Annotated in this window: 17 protein-coding genes; 15 read left to right on the top strand and 2 right to left on the bottom strand. The window is 42.6% G+C overall.

Features of this window, described 5'->3' with window-relative positions:
• The 13 genes from FR932_RS09255 (at position 1) to dsbD (ending at position 12,202) form a co-directional block, all read left to right on the top strand.
• Positions 1-819, top strand: coding sequence for a CpaE/TadZ family protein (locus tag FR932_RS09255; RefSeq protein WP_019441805.1), 819 nt, complete (start codon positions 1-3; stop codon positions 817-819).
• Complete coding sequence (locus FR932_RS09250; RefSeq protein WP_019441806.1) at positions 819-2,174, top strand: TadA family conjugal transfer-associated ATPase; 1,356 nt, start codon at positions 819-821, stop codon at positions 2,172-2,174. The genes FR932_RS09255 and FR932_RS09250 overlap by 1 nt, the downstream gene beginning before the upstream one ends.
• Positions 2,174-3,106, top strand: a complete 933-nt coding sequence (locus FR932_RS09245) for a type II secretion system F family protein (protein ID WP_019628908.1) — start codon at positions 2,174-2,176, stop codon at positions 3,104-3,106. The genes FR932_RS09250 and FR932_RS09245 overlap by 1 nt, the downstream gene beginning before the upstream one ends.
• The gene (locus FR932_RS09240; RefSeq protein WP_019441808.1) at positions 3,106-3,999 is read left to right on the top strand and encodes a type II secretion system F family protein; all 894 of its coding nucleotides are present in this window, start codon (positions 3,106-3,108) and stop codon (positions 3,997-3,999) included. The genes FR932_RS09245 and FR932_RS09240 overlap by 1 nt, the downstream gene beginning before the upstream one ends.
• Positions 3,999-4,805: a tetratricopeptide repeat protein gene (locus FR932_RS09235; protein WP_019441809.1), complete on the top strand. Its 807-nt coding sequence runs from the start codon at positions 3,999-4,001 to the stop codon at positions 4,803-4,805. Before FR932_RS09240 ends, FR932_RS09235 begins: the two co-directional genes overlap by 1 nt.
• Positions 4,802-5,272, top strand: coding sequence for a TadE/TadG family type IV pilus assembly protein (locus FR932_RS09230; protein WP_019441810.1), 471 nt, complete (start codon positions 4,802-4,804; stop codon positions 5,270-5,272). Before FR932_RS09235 ends, FR932_RS09230 begins: the two co-directional genes overlap by 4 nt.
• The gene (gene tadF, locus FR932_RS09225) at positions 5,262-5,873 is read left to right on the top strand and encodes a tight adherence pilus pseudopilin TadF (RefSeq protein WP_019441811.1); all 612 of its coding nucleotides are present in this window, start codon (positions 5,262-5,264) and stop codon (positions 5,871-5,873) included. The genes FR932_RS09230 and tadF overlap by 11 nt, the downstream gene beginning before the upstream one ends.
• Positions 5,870-7,057, top strand: coding sequence for a vWA domain-containing protein (locus tag FR932_RS09220; protein ID WP_019441812.1), 1,188 nt, complete (start codon positions 5,870-5,872; stop codon positions 7,055-7,057). The genes tadF and FR932_RS09220 overlap by 4 nt, the downstream gene beginning before the upstream one ends.
• 61 nt (positions 7,058-7,118) lie before the next feature.
• Complete coding sequence (locus FR932_RS09215; RefSeq protein ID WP_019441813.1) at positions 7,119-7,583, top strand: TlpA disulfide reductase family protein; 465 nt, start codon at positions 7,119-7,121, stop codon at positions 7,581-7,583.
• The gene (locus FR932_RS09210) at positions 7,580-8,176 is read left to right on the top strand and encodes a DUF4266 domain-containing protein (RefSeq protein ID WP_019441814.1); all 597 of its coding nucleotides are present in this window, start codon (positions 7,580-7,582) and stop codon (positions 8,174-8,176) included. The genes FR932_RS09215 and FR932_RS09210 overlap by 4 nt, the downstream gene beginning before the upstream one ends.
• Before the next feature lie 72 nt (positions 8,177-8,248).
• Positions 8,249-9,454, top strand: coding sequence for a DUF3570 domain-containing protein (locus tag FR932_RS09205; RefSeq protein ID WP_019441815.1), 1,206 nt, complete (start codon positions 8,249-8,251; stop codon positions 9,452-9,454).
• Positions 9,444-10,331, top strand: coding sequence for an FAD:protein FMN transferase (locus FR932_RS09200; protein ID WP_019441816.1), 888 nt, complete (start codon positions 9,444-9,446; stop codon positions 10,329-10,331). Before FR932_RS09205 ends, FR932_RS09200 begins: the two co-directional genes overlap by 11 nt.
• Positions 10,328-12,202 carry a protein-disulfide reductase DsbD gene (gene dsbD / locus FR932_RS09195; protein WP_019441817.1) on the top strand — a complete coding sequence of 625 codons (1,875 nt, stop codon included), beginning with the start codon at positions 10,328-10,330 and terminating at the stop codon, positions 12,200-12,202. Before FR932_RS09200 ends, dsbD begins: the two co-directional genes overlap by 4 nt.
• 73 nt (positions 12,203-12,275) lie before the next feature.
• Here the strand turns inward: dsbD and FR932_RS09190 are convergent, their stop codons facing one another.
• Both FR932_RS09190 and FR932_RS09185 read right to left on the bottom strand, forming a co-directional pair.
• Positions 12,276-13,817 carry a GTPase gene (locus FR932_RS09190; RefSeq protein ID WP_019441818.1) on the bottom strand — a complete coding sequence of 514 codons (1,542 nt, stop codon included), beginning with the start codon at positions 13,815-13,817 and terminating at the stop codon, positions 12,276-12,278.
• On the bottom strand, positions 13,804-14,901 hold the full coding sequence (locus FR932_RS09185; protein WP_019441819.1) for a YcjF family protein: 1,098 nt from the start codon (positions 14,899-14,901) through the stop codon (positions 13,804-13,806). The genes FR932_RS09190 and FR932_RS09185 overlap by 14 nt, the downstream gene beginning before the upstream one ends.
• Before the next feature lie 240 nt (positions 14,902-15,141).
• On the opposite strand from FR932_RS09185, the gene FR932_RS09180 reads away from it, so the two are divergent.
• A complete protein-coding gene (locus FR932_RS09180) occupies positions 15,142-16,353 on the top strand; it encodes a DEAD/DEAH box helicase (RefSeq protein ID WP_019441820.1) in 1,212 nt (403 codons plus the stop codon).
• 212 nt (positions 16,354-16,565) lie between these two features.
• A complete protein-coding gene (locus tag FR932_RS09175) occupies positions 16,566-17,240 on the top strand; it encodes an ABC transporter ATP-binding protein (protein ID WP_019441821.1) in 675 nt (224 codons plus the stop codon).
• Position 17,241: the final 1 nt, after the last annotated feature.

The raw sequence follows: 17,241 nt of genomic DNA, 5'->3' as shown, positions 1-17,241 counted from the left end.
ATGCAAGCGTCTAATCCAATCGCCAATGGTCACGTAAAACGTCATAAGATCGCAGTTGTGAGTGCCAAAGGTGGCGCTGGTACAACCTCGTTAATCGCCAATATTGCTTGGGGTTTATCTCAATTGAGTCAGACCAGTGTCGCTTGTGCTGACCTTGATTTTTTGACCGGTGATTTAGACTTACAATTCAGTGTACAAGCGAATAACGCATTGCTAGAAATGCTGCAATTTCCAGACCGTTTAGAGCCTGTTATCTATCAACGTAGCGGGGTTAAGGTTAATGATGATTTATACCTATTTACCGGTTATGCGTCTGGTTTTGAACTGCACTTTTGGCCTGATGTTGCAAGTATGGATAAAGTGTCTGACTTTTGCCTAGAACAAGCGAACCATGTTATTTGGGATATTCCTGCATTCTGTTTACGCGATAAAGTGGGCTTTGAAACATTAAATCGCAGTGATATCCGTGTGGTGATTGTTGAACCGACATTAGCATCTATCCGCAGTAGCAATCAATTATTGACGAAGTTAGCCTCTACAGGCTCATTAGACACTCGCACGATAGTGGTGCTTAATCACACGAAACCCGCAGCACAATCCTTAATTACGGCTAATGATGTCGCGGCGACTTTGGACCGTAAATTGGATGTTGAAATTCCGTATTCTCCAGAAGATATGCGGACCGGTAATGCGCTCGGTTTATTGGCTATTAATCAAAAAAGTCGCAGTGCAAAGGCATTGAAAAAACTGGTTGCTGTTATTAGTGGTGAATCTAAAGTATCAAAGCCTAGTGTGTTTCGCTGGCGTAAGGGGGCGTAATGTTTGGAACTAATACAGTCACACCGACGCCAATGGAGTCGTTACTGACATTATCCGTATCCACAGATGTTGCGGACGTCACATCGAATGATAATGTTGAAGAGCAGCGTTTTCATGTTATCCAGCAAGAGATAATGGCGATCATAGCCCCTGCTGTCGTTGTGACGCTGACGCCTGAAGAACTTGAGGTACGTACGTTTGAAGCCGTCGGTGATATTGCTGCTCGTCAGCAATTTCCAATTGGGGGTACTGAGCAACGTAATATCAGTCAGCGCCTTGTTGATGAAATGCTGGGGTTGGGTCCTTTACAAGTGTTAATGGATGACCCTGAGATAACAGACATCATGGTTAATGGTCATACCGAGGTATTTGTTGAATATCGCGGAAAGGTCAAGCGTGCCGATGTTCGTTTTCGTGATGAAGAACATGTATTGAATTTAGCGCGTCGAATAGTAAGTCGTATCGGTCGTCGTGTCGATGAAACAACGCCGATGGTTGATGCGCGTTTACCCAACGGCAGTCGTGTGAATGTGCTTATCCCACCATTGGCATTAAATGGTACGTGTATTTCTATCCGTAAATTTAATGAGCAAAAACATAGCTTGCAGCAACTTGCAGCGTTCGGTGCTATGTCGTCTGATATGGCGGATGTGCTAAATATTATTGCGCGATCCCGAGTTAATGTGCTGATTTCGGGTGGTACCGGCGCCGGTAAAACGACATTGCTGAATGCGTTGTCGTTTGGTATTTCACCTGACGAGCGTATCATTACGATTGAAGATGCAGCGGAATTAAAATTACAGCAACCACACGTGGTGAGTATTGAAACAAGGCCTGCTAATATCGAAGGCGCTGCAGCCATCGGTCAGCGTGAGTTGCTACGTAATGCATTGCGGATGCGTCCTGACCGAATTATTTTAGGTGAAGTCCGTGGCGCTGAAGCGTTTGATATGATGCAGGCGATGAATACTGGTCATGATGGTTCAATGTCCACATTGCATGCCAATACGCCGCACGATGCGTTAATCCGTTTAGAAAACATGCTGTTAATGGCAGAGGTTAATTTACCTGTGTCTGCATTACGTCGCCAGATAGCCAGTACTGTGGATGTTGTTGTGCAAGTGGAGCGTATGCGAGACGGTAAACGTCGAGTAATTAATATTACCGAAGTTGTCGGCCTTGAAGGCGATCAATACCTTACTCATGATCTGTTCTATTTTGATTATCAGCAAATGGATGTTAATGGCGATCTTGTTGGGGAGTTTCTATCCACGAAAATCTTGCCGCGATTTAGTGAGAAGGCGCGTTACTATCAACTTGAATCTCAGTTGAAACAAGCCATGGGAGTGCGATGATGTCAGTCATGGTGATAGGCCTGCTGTTATTGATTATGTTTGTGTTTAGTAGTTATAAAGCCTTACAGCATCAGCGCCAGCGACAGGCATTAAAGCGTCGGTTAATTTCGATATCTGTAGTGAATAGTGCAGATAGTAAAGCGACGTCAACTTTATTTCATTGGGCGCAAAAAACGAGCCCTTTATTACAATATGGTTACGATCTGAAAGCACGTGTCGACGCCTTATTTGACCGTAAAGCTAAGCGTGTTCTACAACTATTGTTAGCAATTTTGGCTGTTGTAGTCTGGTTTACGTTACCTTTTTTTACATCCTTAATGAGAATGATGATTATTGCGATTGTTATTTTTATGGTTTTGGCTGTGAGCTATTGGATCATGACTGTGCGTCAACATAGTGAATTTAATGCTGGTTTTACACAAGTGTTAGGGCAAATGTCGCGGGCGGTGTCGGCAGGTATTTCAGTGCCGCAAGCTATTGCTCAAATAGCAGATTATCAACAAGGGATATTGGGACGAGAGTTTGGGTTGATCCGCGATAAATTAGAAATTGGTATTGGCCTAAAGCAAGCGCTAAACCAGGCCCGTATTCGTTTGCCTTATGTGAGTTTTCATTTCTTTAGCGTGGCATTAATTTTAAACGAAGAGAATGGTGGTCAGCTGCGTGAGGTACTACATAGCTTGAGCCGAACAGTGCATGACAACGCAGCTATTAAAATGAAAATCAGAAGCTTAACTGCCGAACCGCGCATGACTGCCGCTATTTTAGCTAGCTTACCAGTGGTACTTATCTCGGTAATGTTCTTTAAAAACCCCAGTGCATTTGTGACGTTAACTCAAAACCCTAGCGGGCATTTAGTCTTAGGTTATGTGTTTACCAGTATGGTTCTTGGTTTCGCTATTATTCATTTGTTAACGAAGGTGAGAGCTTAATGTCTTTATCTTTATGGATTGCCGTTACTTTGCTTATTACTGGCGCGATGATGGCATTGTTATTTAGTACACCAGCACAGCGCCGTGAGCAACTGTTAAAACGACTGGTGTTGGTATCAGCATCGGAATCGGCACCGCAGAAATACCGCCCCCTTGGCCAAACTAAATCATCGGCACCAATTGGCTGGTTACGCCTAACAGTCGCGCCTGATATTAGCGCACTATTGGTTAAAGCTGGATTTCATGGCCCAAGAGCAAGCGCTATATTTTTATTGTGCAAAGTAAGCTTAATGCTGTTGAGTGCGATTGCATGGCAATGGTATGTCGATTTTGATACCGATAAATTCGTTATCGCTAAGACTTTAATCTTTGCTATTTCTGGCGGACTTGTTGCTGAGCAGTGGCTGAAATGGCGTGCCCGCACGGTTAATTACCGTATTGCGCTAGCGCTGCCTGATGCGCTCGATTTAATGGTTATTTGTGTCGAATCAGGTTTGACCTTGGAAGCGGTATTTCAACGTGTTGGACGTGAAATGACGTCTGTTACTCCCGAATTATCACGTGAATGGTTAATCACTGAAGCGGAGTTACGCTTATTGGACTCTCGTATTACGGCATTAAATAACTTGGCAGAGCGAACCGGTTTAGTGGAAGTTGAAAACATGGTTATCGCCTTATCTCAAGCTGAAAAATATGGCAGTAAGATAGCACCCACGATGCGTTTAATTGCCAGTGATAGCCGTCAATATCAATATTTACGCCTAGAAGAGAGAGTCGGTAAGATCCCCGCGAAAATGTCATTACCTGTGGTGGTATTAATTATGCTTCCTGTGGTCGTACTGATTGTTGCACCAACGATCATCGCATTATTAGATAGCCTCGGAGGTATGTGATGAAAACGTCACTGGCGAAAGTGTTGATAATGTTTGGTTTTCTGATGTTATCTGGCTGTAGCGCTAATCAACTAAGCCAAACCGAAGAAATGCACTCAGATCGTGAGCTGGCACAGTTGGCACTTGATAGTGGTAGACCAGACAGTGCGATCTCTATTTATCGTAAGCAACTCGATTTGCAACCAAACGATACCGAGCTGTTGTTAGCGATAGGAACTGCTTACAACCAAATGTCTGAATTTGATTTAGCATTGCATTATCTTAATCAAGTACATGCGTTGATGCTAAGTGAAACCAATAAGTCATCGCTGATGTTTGGCCAAATATTACGTGAAAGGGGCAATGCACAGCAAGGTTTAGGTAACTTAGAGGAGGCTATTTTAGATTTACAAAAAGCGGCTAAATTATTACCTAAAGATGCTAAAGCATTAAACAGTTTAGGTATTAATTACGCCTTGTTTAAGGACTACCCTCAAGCAAGAATCGCGTTTACGAGCGCGCTTGCTCATGCACCTGATAATTTAGAGTATCGTAATAATTTAGCGCTTGCTTGGATCTTAGATGGGCAACCACAGCAGGGTATCGATGTGCTTTACTCACACTATTTACGTGGTAGTTCAACGTCTAAAAGCCGTCAGAATTTAGCCTTGGCCTTTGCGCTGAAGGGCGATGTTGACGCGGCAGAAACCATTGCAAAACAAGATCTGACTAAGGCTGAATTAGAAAATAACCTTACTTATTATCAACAGCTTTATCAAGGTCAGTTACAGCAAGAACTGTTATCGACAGAGCAGGTTAAACAATGATCTTGTCAAATAGGATAAATCGTCAACAAGGTGGCGTTAGTATTGAATTTGCAGTGACAATATTACCATTTTTTGTATTGCTGTTGGGGTTGATCGAAATTAGCCGTTTTATGATGGTGAGTAGTATGGTTGATGTGGCCTTATCTTCTGCAGCACGAGGATTAGTTGTTGATAATTCGCGTGAAGATTTAACCGCCAAATTACAATTAACCCTGTCAGAGCAAGAGTTACCATTATTGAATGGTAGCGATATCACTGTTCAAGGTCATTATTTTACCAGTTTGGATGCCTTAAAAAATGATGATTTTGTCGCCAGTTTTGACGGGCAAGACTTCGCTGAGTTTACCTTGTTTTATCCGTATAAATCGCTATTTGTTGCAGGTTTTTCTGATAGTTTTGCGCGTTTATCAAACTTTAAACGTACGACGTTAGTGACTGTAGAGCGGAGTGCTAATTATGCGAACTAAACCCAGATTGTATGCTGCTCAGCGTGGCAGTAGTGTGATCGAATTCCCGATCATTACATTAGTCATGGTTATTCTTGTTTTATTTGTCATCAAGATCAACCAAGGGATCAATCACAAGAACCAACTTAATGCGTTAGCTTATTCACTGACATCAATTGTGGCTTGTGCTGAATGTGATAATGGCATAAATAATCCAGCTTCAAGCTCTGCTACTTCAAATGTAATTTCGGATGACGTCGCTGATTCATTATTACAAGTTGCGCAGTGGCATTTCCACGATTTAATTGTTGAATCGTCAGCTGATATTGGACTCCAAGTTGAACAACTGATCTTTGATCCTTTAACCAAAAAATCAAAACACTACCCTTTAAATAGAGGGGTGGAGTGTGACGCTGCTACGTCATTATCATCATTAACGGAATTATCCCCCCGAGGTATAACCCCTGGCATAAATGCTGGACAGCGGGCTGAATTATTTCAAGTCACCCTGTGTATTAAGGGGGTAGAGAGCTTTGGTTATGGTATTACGCCTCTATTTATACGTAGCTTCAGTGATCGTTATTATCAAAGTTCGGCGTTATTAATAGGGCGTAAAATATGATGTCCATATCGCGTCAACGTGGCGCTATAACTCTCACATTCACGTTTATGTTACCTGCGATTATGAGCTTATTAGCCATGACGGTGTTTTTTGCGATGTACAGCCAAGTAGTGATGAGAACAGGTCAAGCCGCTGAAGCTGCAGGACTTGCCTGCACGTATCAACAACGTGATGAGCCAACTGTTATTGACAGTATTTTAAATTATTACCGTCCTAATTTTGTGCTGCCTGTATTTGATAATAGTGTCCGCTTAACGAGGAGTGATGGTTGTCAAATATCAGTGCAATATCGTTTTGAACCGGCAATGAATAAATTACTGCCAGTTGAAGTTAACAGTTCAAGCTTAGTTACATCAAACAGCGGTTCTAGCGCTAAATTAGTGGCGAATGTGATTCAAAATCCAACTGATTTTTCACTCGTTTTGGATATTTCAGGTTCGATGAGATCGGATTTACCTGAATTAAAAAGAATTATTACCGATGTGATAAGCGACATTGACCCAAGTAATAATCAAGTTCGCTTTGCTATTGTGCCTTTTCAAACGGGTGTTGGTGTGACTGCAGCACCTTGGCTACCCAGCTCTAAAGCAAGTCCTAAATGCGTTGATGGTTTGGCCTATCGCGGTAGTAATTTTGATGCTGATAAAACTGTGAGGTCGTTAAATTCGTCACCCAGGAGCCTAGATTTCAAAGAGGTTACACCGGGACCTTGGTTAGACCGTTGCAGTCAGACGGCATTTATTTTACCACTTACAAACGATCTCAATAACGTGATTAAGTATGTTAACAGCTTAAGTACTAGTGGGACTACTGCCTCTTACCAAGGCTTTATTTGGGGCGCTAGAACACTGACTGAAAAATGGCAGCAGGAATGGAAGATTACGCCTGTGACATCGTCCTTACTGACACAGCGGTTAATTTTATTTACTGACGGAGATGACAATAGCGGTGGGCATTTTGATGACTTAATGAACGCGGGGTTATGTAACGAGATCCAGCAGAATCTGAATATTGAAGTGAGCTTCATTGGTTTTGGTGTTTCTGCTCGCCGTATTCAGCAATTTCAACAATGCGCAGGCCGTTCTGATGCGGTGTTTGATGCTAACAATAGCGCAGAACTAGCGGCTTATTTTAAGAATGCGCTTAAGGTTGAATCTAATCCTAAGCTCGTATTGGGTCAGTAGCATTTTAGTTTTTAAGCTTTTAGTTTTAAGAAATGTTTTATTTATTATATTAGAGGTAGTTATGTTTAAAAAGTGGTTTGTGGTGTTCACATTATTATTGTCTAGCCAAGCACATGCGTATCAAGAAGGTGAGATGTTATCTGCATCTGCACAGGCGCAACTAGGGTTAGATCCAAATCGAGTATCACTGATTGATTTTTTTGCCGAGTGGTGTGTTTCTTGTCGTGCGGAATTACCGGAAGTGAATGGGTTAGCCCCTGAATTAAGCGTACTAGGTGTTGATGTGGTCGGTGTGGATGTTGATGAGGACATTGCTGTCGGCATTGCGTTCCAGCAATCTCTTGGGCTCAACTTTAGAATTGTAAATGATGATAAACAGACACTTGTTGATGATTTTCAGCCGATTGGTATGCCTGCATTGTATTACGTTTATCAGGGGCAAGTACTTAAGGTGCGTTATGGTGCGATTAACCACATAGGTGACGTCGTTATGAGTGATTTAAAAGCGATGGGACTAAGAAAATGAAGTCAATGAAACATTATTCACCTTTAACCTTGTTATCTTCGTCGTTATTTATAGCTAGTTTTAGTCTGCAAGCTGAAGTTGTTCAAATCGAAGAGTCGGTTTCTCGCGTTGTTCATCAAGGCCAGCAATCAGTCTCCATCGTCGAATCATCTGTGGTTCCTGTGAAGGTTAAGCCTTTCGAAAATGAACCTAAAGCCGTCCTGATAGCGCCTGTGGAGGTGTCACATATTACCGTATTGCAACCTGAATTGATGATCTCGGAGCCGGCTGCAGCAGCAGTTCGAGTTCCAGTTCTTATAGCACCACCGATTATGCCAACAACGGTACCGGAGAATCCCATTTTAAACACCCGCGCATTAGCCCGCCAAGAAGCGAGTGAAGAGCTGGAAGATGCGTCATTATTCTCTGCAATAAGTGACTGGTTTAGTGTGAAACCAGTTAAGCCATGGCAAAAAGGCACATTGGCGAAAAAGGCCATGAAACCTGGAGGTGAGGTGCCTGAATTTGATGTTTTTTCTGAGAAAGTATTTGCCTATAAACAGGGTTCTATTGGTGGTAATGGCGTTGGCGGCGGTGGTTGTGGCTGTAACTAGGTGTCCACATCGAAGGCTGTAAATTGAATTTGTTGTAGTAACTGTTTTAACTAATTAAAGATGAATAAAATAATGAATATAAAATTACCATTAACCCTACTTGGCCTTGTTGCTGGATCCGTTTCTGCTGCAGACCATATCTCGATCCACCATATGAACTTTGAAGAGTATGGCGATAAAGTGAAAGCCGGAGACAACATTTTATCATTGGAAAAAAATATCGGTTTAGATTGGACTATCACGGCTGAATTCGGTTACGACACCGTCTCTGGCGCATCTCCAGCTTGGGTTGCGACGACACCTTCATCAGGCTCGCATGATCAGATTACACAAGATGCACAGGATATGACCTCGGAAGTTATTCGCGCTGGTTATGATCCTTACCGAGGCAATTATGAAATACGCCCTGTTGAATTAGAGGATACGCGTTATTCAGCGTCAACCAATGTGACTTACCGTGATAAAGACCGTGATGAATGGACTGCAGGCGTAAACTACTCGCAAGAGGAAGATTACAAAAGCATGGGCGCGAATGCAAAAGCGCTGTTTTATACCGACAGTACTAAAAACCGCTCGTTTAGTGTTGGTGGTTCGATACTGACTGATCAGACTCTCGCATTCCAAGCATATCAAAATGGGGGCAATGCCCAAGCATGGGAAGATATTTTCACTTCGAGTATGGAAGTGGGGATGTCACAAGTATTCACGCCTAATCTATATGCCATTTTCACGGCTTATGGTGGCTATAAAACGGGTTATTTAAGTAATCATTATTTAACGGTATTGCGTGAAGTAGATGTTGATGGTGATGGTTCCATTGGGGATGATGAGGTATTTTTAGGGCAAGATTCACGTCCAGACTCCCGTATTTCTGGTGGTGTAAACTTGCAAACATTCTATAGCATTAACGACAGCGTTGTTGTTCGTCCTCGTTATAAATTCTTTACTGATGATTGGGGCGTTATGTCGCATCAAGTTGGCGGTAAAATGAGTGTCAAAGTCACTGACTGGTTAACGTTTGCGCCAGGTTATTTTTGGTACACCCAGCAAGGGGCTAATTTCTTTATTGATCCTAAGGCGGCTGATCCAACATTTGCGTCAACAGGGTATGCAACGTCAGATATTCGCCTAGGTGATTTTAATGCGAATACCTATGAACTCGGGGCAAGTATTAAGTTGTCGTCTAAATGGCGCATGAATGCATTGGCTGCTTATTACGAGCAGAGTAATGGTTATGCCAGTAATTGGTGGGCAGTGGGAGTGACTTATGACTATTAACCAAGCCTATACGCATCATTTTATGGCGATGACAGTGCCTTGTGAAGTGACTTTAATTACGATTGATGCTGCGACTAATACTGCGAAAATAGCCCGTGATATAGAAGTAAATACCAAACGATTGGAAGACAAGTTTAACTTCTATTCAGCCACGTCAATGTTAACGACGTTGATTAATCAGCGAGAGGGTAAGCGGGTAATGCTCGATACTGAAACGCGAGATATTTTAACCAAGGTGCATGATTATAGTGCATTAACACAGGGTATTTTTGATATTACTGTTGGTACAGTAAAAGCGTTATTACCACGTAGTTCGTTATCACGAGAGCAAATATACCAAGATGCAGCGCCTTATATGGGGCTAAGTGCATGGGAAATTGAGGATGACTGTTTACTCTTACATTTTCCGCTTACCCAGTTAGATCTTGGTGGTGTGATTAAAGAGGTCGCTGTTGATCAAGCGCTGGCGATAGCATCAGCATCAAGCAGTGGCGTGCTCATTAACTTTGGTGGTGATATTCGTGTTGCAGGTCAGAAAGCGGATGGTGACGATTTTATTGTTGGTGTGATTAATCCCCATGATCAAGCGCAGGCGTTGTTCGCTTTGCCTTTGCGTAATCAAGCGCTGACTACGTCGGCTCACTATGCAAGACGACAACAGTTTGCTGATCATGAAAGTTCGCACATTCTTGCGTCGCAGGATACCCACAAGCAGGTTATCTCCGTCACCGTTGTCGCGGACACGGCTTTACAAGCTGGGATCATGAGTACGGCATTAACAATTAACCCTCGTTTAACTGTTCCTGAAGAGATCGGTTTTGCACTCGTTGATGAACAATTAAATGTTCACCAAAATACGGATTTTTTATTACTATGAAGTCATTTTTAAACATATCGAAACAGATAAGCAAGGTTGTTGCGCAGTGCAGTATTTTCCTGATGTTACTCATGAGTGTCAGTGTTCCGGCTTTGGCGCAAACGAGCAGTAATGCACCGACCGAATTTTTAACCGTGCACGAGGCATTCCCATTCACCTCTCACATATCACGCTCGACTGATGGCGAAAAATTGGTACTTAACTTTGCGACTCAAGCGGGCTATTACCTTTATCATAAACGCTTTTCGTTTACTGCTATTGCTGATGATCTCGATGGCAGTATCAGTTTAGCTGAACCGCAGTTTTCGGTGGTTGCAGAGCAGAAACAAGATCCTAACTTTGGTTCGGTGAAAGTTTACCATCAAGCATTAACTGTCACGTTACCTTTTACTGGCAGCGGTAATGTGAAGGTCAGTTATCAAGGGTGTGCCGATAGTGGCTTATGTTATTTACCACAACGTAAAACCATTAATGTGAGTGCGGTTGAGACCTCTTCCATACCCACACAAAATAGCGCGTTGGTCGCGGCTGTTAATGATACTGCGAATGACAGTCAAGGTTTGGCTAGCATGCTCGCTGGCACAGGGGGTTCTCAAGCTCTGTTCTTATTCTTCGTGCTCGGTTTAGGCCTTGCATTCACGCCTTGTGTATTACCGATGATCCCGATTTTATCGAGTATTATTGGTGGTCAAGGTGATGGCATGACGGGGTGGAAAGGTTTTTATATTTCGTTAGCGTATGTGCTCGGCATGGCATCGAGTTATGCGATGATCGGCGTGTTGATGGCGACTGTGGGACAAGGTATAAATATCCAAGCCGCGATGCAACAGACCTGGTTGTTGGTTATTTTCGCGGGACTGTTTGTGTTACTTGCTTTAGCCATGTTTGGGGTTTATGAACTGCAATTACCGTCTCGATTACAGGTGGCGTTAAATAATCAATCACAGCGATTATCTGGCGGGAAGGTATTTACCGTGTTCATGATGGGCGCGATTTCGGCTCTGGTTGTTTCACCTTGTGTATCAGCCCCTTTGGCGGGTGCATTATTATATGTATCGACTACGCAGGACTGGTTATTCGGTGGTGGTGTATTATTTGTAATGGCGTTAGGCATGGGTGTTCCGTTAGTTATTATTGGTACATCAGGCGGGAAACTCTTACCGCGCAGTGGCCCTTGGATGATCCGGGTTAAACAAGGTTTTGGCGTGATGTTATTGGCGATTGCTATTTTACTTATTAGCCGTTTTGCAGCACCGTCGGTGGCACTCGGATTATGGGCGCTGTTGATTATTAGCTGTGCGATGTATATCCATAATATGACGGATATACAAGTCAGTCGATTGTGGTTACGTCACGTAGTGGTGTTCGTGTCCTTGGTTTATGGGGCGATGCTTATGATTGGCGTGGTGACAGGGGCTGATGATTTAGCTGACCCACTGCAGCATATCACCCAACGTGATGTGATGAACAAGGGCGCAGGGCAAGGTTCACAACCGTTATTTATGAAAACGGCGTCGGTAACTCAAATTGAAACTGCGATTAATAACTTACCAACGCCTAAAACGGTGACTATGGTGGATCTGTACGCCGACTGGTGTACATCATGTAAAGTGATGGATAAGCAGGTATTTTCGCATGCAGATGTGGTCGCTAAAATGACAGACATTAATGCAATGAAGTTTGATATTACCGACAATACGACTGCGCAATCAGAGTGGATGGCACAAACGCAATTATTTGGTCCACCAAGTATGTTGTTCTTTGATACAAATGGTCAGGAGTTGCAACAATTACGGGTTGTCGGAGAAATGGATAAACAACAGTTCTTGGCGCACCTTGAATTGGTCGCAGCTGCTGTGCCTGTCAGTTAATCAGATACTCATCTTATGATCTCGTGTCGTCGATATGGTTATTAATTCATATCGACGACTTACTTTACCTGGCTTAGATCATGTTTTTAAACAGGCTTTTACCGCCGTTGAAGACGCGCTTAAATTGTGCCGATGCGCTAGTATTACCACTTTCTAAGCGTTGTCGATTACGTTGCACATTAATACTGTCATCGACATTATTGGCAATCAGTTGCTCTAAGCTTTCTTGTCCCCATTGTTGTGATTCTGCTGAAAATGATGTCGGAATAATGTTATCGAAGTTCAGTAATTTTTTGTTGTATTCGATGGCTTTATTGATGGTATCCACTTTGACTGAATCAGACTGACTTAAATCATACGGCGGCGACCACTGCGCTAATGGTTTTAACTTATCAACTTGATTTAAGATCCCAGTAAACACAGGCTTCTTACGATGTAAGTTATCCTTGTGTGCGTAAAACTCTTCTAAGCTGAGCATAAATTGGCGATCAAGTTGGCGTGATGATTGGTTGGCTTTTAACACCCACAGCACCATGTCTGCATTGGTGACATGTTTGAGTACTGTTTTATTGGTATTTTCATTACCATCAAGGCCGGGTAAATCAACCAGATTCAGCACTTCGATATCACCCACTGCGCAGCTATAGACATTCACTGAATTAGTTGAGGGGAGTGCGCTTACTTCAGCGTCAAGCGCGCCTTTAATTGTGTTGATTAGCGATGATTTACCCGCGCTAATTTGACCGATAACGGCAATGCGTAGAGGCTCTAGTGGCTTAGGGTGACTTTGTTCATCTTCCACGGCGATAGCACTTTTTTTGATGTCTTGGTCGTCAATTGCAAAGCGCCCACTGTATAAATCAATAGAGACGGCAGCCACTTCTTGCAAAAATGCCCGCTTCATATTGAGTTGTAAATTATCCCCAACATCGCCAGCTATATCACCGAGTAACTTATTGCGGACTTCTTTTGTGACAGCTGCAACGGGGTTAATAAATTGATAGACGCGATAGGCTTTACTGATTAAGTCCGCTGCTTGTTTACCGGTTTCAATTTTGTCTTGATGGTCAAAAATAAATTTAAGGTGTGAGACTTTGATGCTTTCAACAAAAGGCACATTCTCTTTGAGGGTTTGACGATAGCGTCGGCTTACTTCTTCTAGTAGTTTCAAACCGTCGGTGACGGAGAATTGTAGATCACCGCGCGAGAATGCTTGCGCTGTTATGTTGGCGATAACTAAGCCGTGGCTTTTTAACGATCCCCATGCATCATCTTCGGCTAATTGTGTTTCAATGTTTGCATTCAAACGTTGCCAAATGGCATTTTCAGCATCGGACCAATCAACAGAGGCTTTTACTAGGCTGTCTGCGTTTATCGCTACTGTCGCAACTTGGGTGTTGGCTTTTCGGCGCAGCAATAGCAAAGGTATATAGAAAAGGAAAAAACTAGCGACCAGTGCAATGGCAAAATGCAGAGTGTAACCATATTGAATAATGGCGTATAAACCAAAACCACACAGTACTAGTACGGGTAATAATATGGCGAGTGTCAGTACGGCAGTGACGCCATTTGATAATTTGTCTAACTGATTTAGACTGTTTTTAACGCGTCTCACTTTTTGCGACCTCTTTAATATTTGTTAATGCGTCTTTGTAAACGGCCTGCATGTCTTGATTCGATACCGTTTCGCCTTTGCTTTTATGGTACATGTATTTACATGCAGCGCGGCCAATAGCATACGTGGAGGCAAAACTAATCACGGCGGCAGAGGCACTGCCTATGGTTTGCCCGTAAGCTGGAATCAATTTTACTAATTGGCGAATACCGAGCTTGGATGCATATTGCAAGGCAAAGCCTGATCCTAAGGTTCCGATAAACTCCGCAAATGCTTGTTTATTCCAATCTACACCGTACTGATTTGCCAAACTGTGCAGCATTTTTGCTTGAATGCTTGGCACTGCGACTAAACCAACGGCGGGTATTGCATCAGCCGCGCCAGCGGAACCTGCGTACCAGAGTATTTCAGTTTTTAATTTTTGAAAGTTAGCGACTTCGGTATCAGCATGTTGCTGCTGTTGATTAAAAGATTGAATAATCGGTAATAGCTCAGTTAATTTATCTTTTAATGCTGGGAGTCCAAAGGTATCGCCGTTGGCCAATTCAAAATCGACTTCAAGGTAAGTGAGCTGCTCGCCCCATACTTTTTCGAATTGTTGCTGGTTATATTGCACGGTTTTAGCTTGCTCATCGGCACTCACTTGCTTGACGGCAGTGTGAATGATGACGATTTTCTTGATGGAGTTCTGTTTCTTAATTTTCTGCAATGCCTTTATTACATCGCTTTGTTCTGGTTCTTCTGCTTTTGCGATGACAAGTAACGCATGGCCCTGTTTGGCGCTGATCTCTATATCATCAGTTGGATCGTAATCCGCTTCTGATAAGCCTCGGGTATCAAGAAAACGTAATAACGGCGTTGCTTTAGGGTAATTATATGCGTGTGATGTCATGGTACAAGGTTCGAAACCATTACCGACTTCAATATCGCTATCGCCAGTAATAGCTTGGATTAATGATGATTTACCAGCACCTGTTTTACCCAGCAGCCATAAGGTTGGCAAATGTGTATTTTGATATTCGAATGCTTTAGATATATCAGGGTTTTTACTTGGGTTGATGAACTCTTTAATGGCATCAAACATATTATTTTTATTGCCTCATAAACGATAAGTATAGAAATCATAATGTATTTTGTTATTCATTCATATTTCGTTTTGAATAAGTCTTCACAATATGACATAAAAACAGTAACCGTTAAGTTACCCCGCAAGCCTTGCTTCGTGTTAGAATGCACGCCAATATAAAACTGTTATTAATTCCAACCTTAGCAGTTTATCTATTTAAGTTTATTTTACCTATTTATCAAATACCTGAGATTAAAAATGCCATTTTCTAAGTTTGGATTAAACAAATTAATTACACAAGCAGTTGCCGAACAAGGCTACACGCAACCAACGCCAATTCAACAAAAAGCAATACCGGCTATTTTATCGGGTAAAAACCTGATCGCGGCTGCGCAAACTGGCACAGGTAAAACAGCAAGTTTTGTATTACCACTACTACAAATGTTCAGCCACAAGCATACATTACGTGCTAAACGTATTCGTGCGCTAATCTTAACGCCTACACGTGAATTAGCGGTTCAGGTAGCTGAAAATGTTGAGCAGTACGGTCGTCATTTACACCTTACATCAATGGCGATGTACGGTGGTGTAGAGATGGAACCACAGAAACAACGTCTAATCGAAGGTGTTGATATTCTTGTTGCGACGCCGGGTCGTTTATTAGATATGATCCATCAACGAGCTCTGCATTTCGATGAACTAGAAGTATTAGTTATCGATGAAGCGGACAGAATGTTAGACATGGGTTTTGTTAACGACATCAACAAAATCATCGAGCGTTTACCGCAAGAACGTCAAAACTTATTGTTCTCGGCAACGTTATCGAACAAAGTACGTTTCTTAGCAAAAACTGCTATTAACTACGCACTGGAAATTTCGATTGAACCAGAAAACACAACTGCACCAGAAATTGACCAGTGGTTAACAGTGGTTGATAAAGATGTGAAATCGGCATTGCTTAGCCATATGATTGTTGAAAATGACTGGAAGCAAGCGTTAATCTTTATTGAGACTAAACGTGGTGCGGCTAAATTAGTTTCTCAGCTTGAAAAACGCGGTATCAAAGCGGAATCATTCCACAGTGGCCGTAGTCAAGCGATGCGTGAGCAGTTGCTTGCAGAATTTAAAGCCGGTGATCTAGGCTTACTTATTGCGACTGGTGTTGCTTCTCGTGGTATTGATATCGATGATTTAGATCGTGTAGTTAACTACGATCTACCTGAAGAAGCAGCGGACTATGTTCACCGTATTGGTCGTACTGGCCGTGCTGGTGCTGCGGGTGAAGCTATTTCACTGGTATCTCGTGATGATTTCCGTAGCTTATGTGCTATCGAACAATTGCTAGAACATGTTATCGAACGTAAAGAAGTGGAAGGTTTTGAAGCGAAAGTAGGCATCCCTGATTCTATCTTAGGTTATGTACCAAAACGTTCACAGCCACCACGTCGTCGCCGTCCAGTGAAAAAATAATAACGGTTCTTTAAGCTTGGCTTATTAACAATGGCCAGTGCTAAGAATAAATCATAGCGACTCACTTGAGTCGCTTTTTTTTAGCCTTTTTCTTGTGATTTTTATCTTATCATCAGTCATAGATTTATCAATTCTTACAAACACCACTATTCTTAAATTAGCAGCTCGGTATGAGCATTATTTTCATCGCTATCACGTTGAAAGGAATGAGTGTGTCATTAATCATCGAATCCCTTAATCACCAAATATCTGACGGCCATAATCAGCGAAAACTACTGTCAGATCTAAGCTTAGCTGTAGGCCAAGGTGAATGCATTGGCCTGATGGGGGACAGTGGCAGCGGTAAAACCACCTTACTTAATCTTATTGCTGGGCTAGAGCCAATACAGCAAGGACAGATCACGCTTGCTGGGGTTGAACTGGCACATGCGAGTGAGCAGCAGCTTAGTGAGTTGAGAAAAAAACAGTTAGGGATAATATTTCAACAGTATAATTTATTGTCTAGTTTGTCGGTTCAGGACAATATTGCTTTTAGTGCCCGTTTGGCTGGGCGCTACGATGCTTCTCTGTGTCGGGAATTGGCTCGACAGTTAGATATCCAATCTTTATTAACGCAATATCCTTTGACTCTTTCTGGTGGCGAATTACAGCGCGTGGCGATTGCGAGGGCTCTGAGCGCTCAACCTAAATTACTGCTTGCTGATGAGCCGACCGGTAATCTTGATGACAATAATAGTGCCGGTGTGGTGGCGCTGTTGGTTAAGTTAGTTAAATCTCACGATACTGCACTCGTGCTGGTTACGCATAGCCACCATGTGGCGGGCAAAATGGATAAGACTTATCAATTAGCCGATGGTCAGCTAACCATAATTAGCAAGGTAGTTTGAA

Source organism: Moritella marina ATCC 15381, assembly GCF_008931805.1.
GTDB lineage: Bacteria > Pseudomonadota > Gammaproteobacteria > Enterobacterales > Moritellaceae > Moritella > Moritella marina.
Note: the sequence above shows the minus strand (reverse complement) of the source record. Positions and strands in the feature narration are given on the sequence as shown.